The sequence below is a fragment of the Methylocaldum sp. genome, from assembly GCF_039794385.1.
Classification (GTDB): Bacteria; Pseudomonadota; Gammaproteobacteria; order Methylococcales; family Methylococcaceae; genus Methylocaldum.
In genome coordinates this window covers 1-6,466 of the sequence record NZ_JBDIVO010000265.1, presented here as the reverse complement: position 1 = coordinate 6,466, position 6,466 = coordinate 1, and the positions used below count along the sequence as shown (strand labels likewise).

The window sequence follows — 6,466 nt, the reverse complement described above, 5'->3', positions numbered from 1 at the left end:
CAACGACGTCCGCCAAGCTGGTTTTGCCGTACGAGCGCGATGAAAACGCTCTAGGGGCTAACCCGCCATCGATGGGTTTCGCTTCGCTCTACCCATCCTACGATGAATGTTCACTCGAATGCCGAACGGAATTAGGATCTAGGGTCGGTGTCCCCGCCCCGGCCGAATCCGACCTTATCCGGTTCGCGCGAGCACATCTCTTAATGGTCTGACCACGGTTTTGGCCGAGTGTCAGCAACACTGGCGACAATCAGAGAGTCGGGCCTTCCCGTCGACTCATTCGGACCAATCCCCGATCAACGGACGCGCTGCGCCGCAATATCACAAACTATTGACATCAACGGGAAGAACCGTACATTCGCTTTCCGCGGCGTCAACATAGATGATCCGGTCGACAGAATGCGCGAAATCCTGTTGGCGTATCGTTTTGGTGTTCACTTTCAAGCTTTTGAATCAAGTTTGGGGGGATCTCCTCATGTGTTGGAGCGGCGAAGCTTCGGCCATGTTAGCGACAGGCGGTTTTGCGACGGCAAGCTACTTGGCCTACAAAGGGGAAACACGGGAACTGTGGTTGCCCCTGACTTATTTTGCCTGCATGGAATTGTTGCAGGCCGCGACCTACGTATACATCGATCAGTGCGATACCCCGCAGAACCAGCTGCTGACCTGGCTGGGTTATCTGCACATCACGTTTCAACCCTTCTTCGTCAACATGGTCGCGCTGTACTTCATTCCTGCCCCGGTGAAGCGGCGAATCGGCGGGATGGTCTATTCGTTGTGCGGACTCGCCAGCGCGGCGATGCTGCTCAAGATGTATCCCTTTTCCTGGGCGAGAACCTGCATCCGAGGATACGAGGGATTTTGCGGGCCCGAGGTGTGTTCCCTGTCCGGCGACTGGCACATAGCCTGGCAGCTTCCTCTTAACGGCCTGATGTCGATTTATCCCGATAACCTCATCCCGTTTCAGTTCGGCCTGCACGGTTTTTCCTATTTCGCAGTGAGTTTTTTTCTGCCTTTCCTTTACGGATCATGGCGATTCGTCTCTCTTCATCTCGTCGTGGGTCCTTTGCTGGCCGACATTCTGACGCGCCATCCCAACGAACATGCCGCCGTGTGGTGTCTGCTGTCCATCGCCTTGTGCGTCTCCGTGATCAAGACGCCGCTGCGCCGCCTGCTGCGCGTGGAGCGATGGCCCGGATACCGGCTGTGTATGGAAAAGCCCTCTGCTGAAAACCGCGACACCCTCGACACGGCTTCGGCCTCGAACGGCGAGAGGACCGGTCCACTCCTTTTACGCAGGGAAAAAATAACTGACCGGAACCAACGGGTGGCTTAACCTTTGGCATTCACACTAGCCGACCAACTTCAGTGACACCAGTATCTTTCCGATCGATCATTGATATCGCTTGTCGGCTTATGAGCTAACATGAGCGGATTTGATGCGACACGCTCTATTAATCCGGCTTCTAAATCAGGCCGGGTTAATCCGGGGCCGGGATGCCCCGGCGCGGCGACAAGCGGCGTGAGCCCAGACCGGGCGTGTACCGCGGCCTGGGCTGCGGCCCTAAATACCGAGAGGGTATTTAGGGCCTGATTAATAATTTATTGTTGCGAACGCTCGGTGCTGGCACAGTTCAGCCGATGGTCGATCTCCGTCGAATCTGGGGGGTAAGCGGAGTTGAAAATATGAATGCCAATATTTTGGTCGTGGACGATGAGCCATGCATTCGCGAGATGCTTGCCGAGTATCTCGGCAAGCACGGGTTTCGGGTTTGGCAGGCCGAGTCGGCCCTGAAGGCGCGCGAAGTTCTCCGAAGGGAAGCCATCGATCTCGCGGTATTGGACATCACGATGCCGGGCGAAGACGGGCTCAGCCTTGCCCGCCATATTCGGGAAAACCGGACGACGGCGGTGATCATGCTCACTGCTGCCGATTCGGTAACGGATCGAGTCGTCGGCCTTGAAATCGGGGCCGACGACTACCTCGCCAAACCGTGCGATCCCCGCGAGCTCTTGGCACGGATCAAAAGCGTCCTCCGACGCACCATAACTTCGGCGGCGGAACCGGATCAGGCCATAGCAGCAAGACCGGCGCAACTCTTGCGGTTCGGCTGCTGCCAACTCGACCTGGAAAGCCATCGCCTGCTGAACGAGAGCGGCCGGGAACTGCCGATCACCAACGGGGAGTTCGACCTGTTGAAGGTTTTCGCAACCCATCCCAATAGAGTGCTGTCGCGCGATCAGATCCTCGATCTGACCCAGCGGCGGTCGTGGGACCCTTTCGACCGCAGCGTCGACATTTGCGTGACGCGGGTGCGCAAGAAGATAGAACCGAATCCGGAGCATCCGCGCTTCATCAAAACGGTTCGAGGCGTGGGTTACCGTTTCGTTCCCGACGGCGAATGATTCGACCGGCCATTCCCGTTCAACTCCGGCACTCCAGCGACATCAATCGACATCATGGGCATCTCCACATCGCTTACTCGGGCTACGCTGTACCGGATCGCCGCCGGGGTGACAGCCATCATCGCCCTGTCCACGGCGGTCACATACCACTTGCTGTACCGGGAAATCGAGCAGAGCGCTCTGGCGCGGCTGACCGACTACGGCGTCCAGCGGGCGCGCTATCACGAATCCCATTTCGCGTTTCTCAAGGGATTGCACGAGGTCGTGCGCCGGGATTTCGTGGAACGCTATTCCGCACCGCCCTCCCCCGATTTCGAACATCGGTTCGATGAGCTGATGAGCCGGTATCCGGACGGCGCGATGCGCAACAGCGAGAAGTTCTCCGACGTGGAACGTTATTCCACCGGCTGGATCCATCGCCGGGTGCAGCCCGATACGGAGTTCAAGCGACGCTGGATGCTGTTTTTCGATCTGTCCGAAAAATATAAGGGAACCTTCACCAGTCAATTCGCCAACTTCTACTTCATGCATCCCAGCCAACCCTCCGACATGGGCTACGACGATCCCGAACGCTCAGGACACGTGCGCTGGGCCTACGACACGCCGGCGGACTACGCGCTGGATCAACGCGAGTATTTTTATCTGGCCGATGCGGCGCACAATCCCGAGCGCAAAACGGTTTGGGGAGGCACCTACTATGAGCCGGCCTATAAGAAGATTCTGGTGCCGGGGGTAACCCCCGTGTACGTGGGCGGCGAGCATATCGCCAACATCGGCACCGATGAGATTCTCGACGAACTGGAGGCCAGCATTCGCCAGTCGGACATTGCCGGCGCCACCCATACCGTGTTCCGCGGCGACGGACGGCTGATCATCGATCCGTCATACATGGTCCAGATCTCGGAAAGCTTCGAAGGATTCAACATTCGCGACGCCCAGGACCCGCGGCTGAACGCGCTCTTGCGCTTGGCGACGGAGAGCGCGGAGCTGCCGCGTTCCGGCTTGGCCCCTGAAATTGACGAATACTACGCGATCAGCCGATTGCCCAGCACCGGCTGGTATTTCGCCTCGACCCTGCCGGGCGCCTTGGTCCGCGCCCAGGCGTTTCGCTCGGCGCAATGGGTGTTCTGGAGCGGCATCTCGTCGCTCGCGTTTCTGCTCCTGATTTTGACCGCGATTTTGCGCCGCCAAATCGCCCAGCCCCTGAACCGGCTGCTCGCTGCCACCCGCAGCGTGGCTTCCGGGCAGGCGCCCGTCGCGAACCTGGGCGGGCGGGAAAATCCGCGCAACGAAATTGGTCAACTGGCCAATGCGTTCAATCACATGGTGGCTAAGGTCTCGGAGCGGGACATCGCGGTGCGCCGGGAAAAGGAGCGCTTTCGCGCCCTGATCGAGCATGCCGCCGACATCATCAGCGTGGTCGATGCCGAGGGCATCATCCGTTACGTGAGCCCCTCGGTCGCCGCGGTGTTGAATCTTCCCCCGGCGCATTACGTCGGCAGGAGCATCTTCGAGATCGTGCACCCGGAGGACGCCGCGGGAGTGGAACACGCGTATCGGGCCGCGATCGAGAACCCCGGCGCCCCCATCGAGCGCCTCGAATACCGGGTCCGGCATGCCAACGGCGAGTGGCGGGTGTTCGAAGCCACGGGCACCAATCAGCTCGACAATCCCTCGGTGGAAGGAATAGTCGTCAATGCCCGCGACATCACCGAGGCCGTCAAGGCGGAAGCCGAGATCGCCCGTCAGCGCGACACGCTCTATCAGCGGGAAAAGCTCGCGGCGATGGGTTCGCTCCTGGCCGGGGTGGCGCATGAACTCAACAATCCCCTCTCCATCGTGGTGGGGCGGGCCATCATGCTGGAGGAAGAGGCAGGAAACGAAACCACGGTGGCGGCCGCCGGGAAAATCCGCGCCGCCGCCGAGCGCTGCGCCCGCATCGTCAAGACGTTTCTCGCGATGGCCCGCCAGCACACGCCGCAGCACACGGCGGTTCGGCTCAACCGGGTTATCGAGGATTCCCTGGAAATCCTGAGCTATAGCCTGCGCACAGGCGGCGTCGAGGTCGTCACCGACCTGGCGAAGGACCTGCCGGAGATCGCCGCCGATGCCGACCAGCTGCACCAGGTGTTCATCAACCTCCTCATCAACGCGCAGCAGGCTCTGGCCGACCAGCCCGAGCCCCGCCGCCTGTGGATCCGCTCGGGCCACGACCCGGCGGCGAACGCCCTGTGGGTGGAGGTGGCGGACAACGGTCCCGGCATCCCGGAAGCCATTCGCTCGCGGATCTTCGATCCCTACTTCACCACCAAGCCGGTCGGCAGCGGCACCGGGGTGGGCTTGGCGGTCAGTCTCGGCATCGTCGAAGCCCATGGCGGGAGCCTGAGCGCCACCTGTCCGCCCGCGGGCGGGGCGGTGTTCACCGTGCGGCTGCCGGTGCAGGCGGCGGATGCGGTCGAAGCCGACACGGCGGCGCCGGAGCCGCCGGAGAGCGGACGCGGACGCATCCTGATCGTCGACGACGAACCGGAGGTGAGCGCTTTGCTGGCGGACATCCTGGCGAGCGACCGACACGGCATCGACGTCGCGGCGAGCGGTCGGGAGGCCTTGCGCCTGCTGGGCAATAACGGCGGGTATGCGGCGATTCTGAGCGATCTCCGGATGCCGGAGATGGACGGCCCGGCGCTGTACCGGGAGATCGAGCGGCGCTGGCCGGAACTGGCGCGGAAGGTCATTTTCGTCACCGGCGACAGCTTGAGCCCTAACGTGCAGGTATTCCTGGACGCCGCCCGCTGTCCGGTCATCGAAAAACCCTTCGTGCCGAAGGACGTGCGTCAGAAGGTCGCGCAGGTGGAGAACGGCGGAGGCACGATCCGATAAGAACCGATCCTGATAGGCTCTCGAAACCCTTCGGTGAGCCCCGGGCGAGCGGCCTGCGATCTCGGGCAACCGACGACCGGCTCGACCCGCTCGATCCAAAAAAACAAGAAGACATCCGATGCTTCATTCGATTTCCCCCTATCCGGAAATGCGCCTGGCGTGTCTTGCTGTTCTCGGACTGCTGCCGGCGCTGTCGGCGGTCGCAGGCGATCTTCCCTCCGGCACGCCCCCGCTCTACAACCTGAGTGCCCATGTCGATCTGGTGTCGAGTTACGTCGTTCGCGGCATCACCACGACTTACTTCAACGGAGAGCCTTTGGGCAACGCGTCCGCCGATGCGCCGGAATCCGAAGATCCGGTCTTGCAATGGGGCGCCGATTTGAAATTCGCTTCCGGATGGTATCTGGGCTACTTCGGCTCCATGATCAACTATTCCTATCTGCGCCTGGGTCAGGCCTACTCGAACCGGAGCATCAGCGTATTCGACGACAAGAAATCGATAGAGCACGATATTTACGGCGGCTATCAACTGCCGCTGGGCGATTTCACGATCACAGCGGGATTGACCGGGTATCTTTACACCAACAGCCGCCACGCCGAGACCCTGGAAAGCAGGGTCGGCATCGGGTACGGCGACTTCAGCCTGTTTTCGCAAACCCTGATGAACGATTCCCTTCTGGGCAACGCGGGCGACACCTACTGGACTCTCAACTATCGCCGGGTTCTGCCCTGGAATCTGAACTTCAACGCCACCCTCGGCTGGTTCAGCTTCCGCCGCGAAGGGAAGTTTTACGGGACGCGGGACACCTATTTGAAGACCGATTGCCCTCCGGACAGCGCCATGAACGTGACCGGCTGCTATCCGGGCAAATTGCCCGTCAGCAATACCTTCGGCCACGTGATTCTGCAATTGAGTTACCTGGTTCCCAATCTGCCGGTGTCCCTGGGCGTGACGGGCATCTTGGGCGGATACAACCGCTTCGGCGTTGCGCAGGAGAACGAAATCATCGGGTCGATCAGTCTGTACTACGAATGAATCAATCCGAGGCGGTTTCGATTTCCGCTGGCCTATCGAAGCCGCCGTCTGTTTAGAGCGTTTTTCATCCCGGCGTACGGCTTCGTGTCGGGCGGGAAGAACGTAGGTCGGCAATCCCTTCCCAATCGCAAACGGTCGCTTTAG

At 60.7% G+C, this 6,466-nt stretch carries 4 protein-coding genes; all 4 read left to right on the top strand.

All coding sequences use genetic code 11. The annotated features are described in order from the left end of the window. Window positions 1-502 precede the first annotated feature (502 nt). The 4 genes from ABJK70_RS18215 to ABJK70_RS18200 all read left to right on the top strand — a co-directional run bounded on the left by ABJK70_RS18215 (window position 503) and on the right by ABJK70_RS18200 (window position 6,322). Window positions 503-1,336: a DUF5765 domain-containing protein gene (locus ABJK70_RS18215; protein ID WP_347258695.1), complete on the top strand. Its 834-nt coding sequence runs from the start codon at window positions 503-505 to the stop codon at window positions 1,334-1,336. A 350-nt stretch (window positions 1,337-1,686) separates the two neighbouring features. Beyond that, window positions 1,687-2,406: a response regulator gene (locus ABJK70_RS18210; protein ID WP_347258694.1), complete on the top strand. Its 720-nt coding sequence runs from the start codon at window positions 1,687-1,689 to the stop codon at window positions 2,404-2,406. 54 nt (window positions 2,407-2,460) lie between these two features. Then, the gene (locus ABJK70_RS18205; RefSeq protein WP_347258693.1) at window positions 2,461-5,286 is read left to right on the top strand and encodes an ATP-binding protein; all 2,826 of its coding nucleotides are present in this window, start codon (window positions 2,461-2,463) and stop codon (window positions 5,284-5,286) included. 118 nt (window positions 5,287-5,404) lie between these two features. Beyond that, window positions 5,405-6,322: a TorF family putative porin gene (locus tag ABJK70_RS18200; protein WP_347258692.1), complete on the top strand. Its 918-nt coding sequence runs from the start codon at window positions 5,405-5,407 to the stop codon at window positions 6,320-6,322. Window positions 6,323-6,466: the final 144 nt, after the last annotated feature.

Bases quoted from the DNA above. Each gene is read 5' to 3' on its own strand.
- ABJK70_RS18215 (WP_347258695.1), top strand. From the start codon at position 503: ATGTTAGCGACAGGCGGTTTTGCGACGGCAAGCTACTTGGCCTACAAA.
- ABJK70_RS18200 (WP_347258692.1), top strand. From the start codon at position 5,405: ATGCTTCATTCGATTTCCCCCTATCCGGAAATGCGCCTGGCGTGTCTT.
- ABJK70_RS18205 (WP_347258693.1), top strand. From the start codon at position 2,461: ATGGGCATCTCCACATCGCTTACTCGGGCTACGCTGTACCGGATCGCC.
- ABJK70_RS18210 (WP_347258694.1), top strand. From the start codon at position 1,687: ATGAATGCCAATATTTTGGTCGTGGACGATGAGCCATGCATTCGCGAG.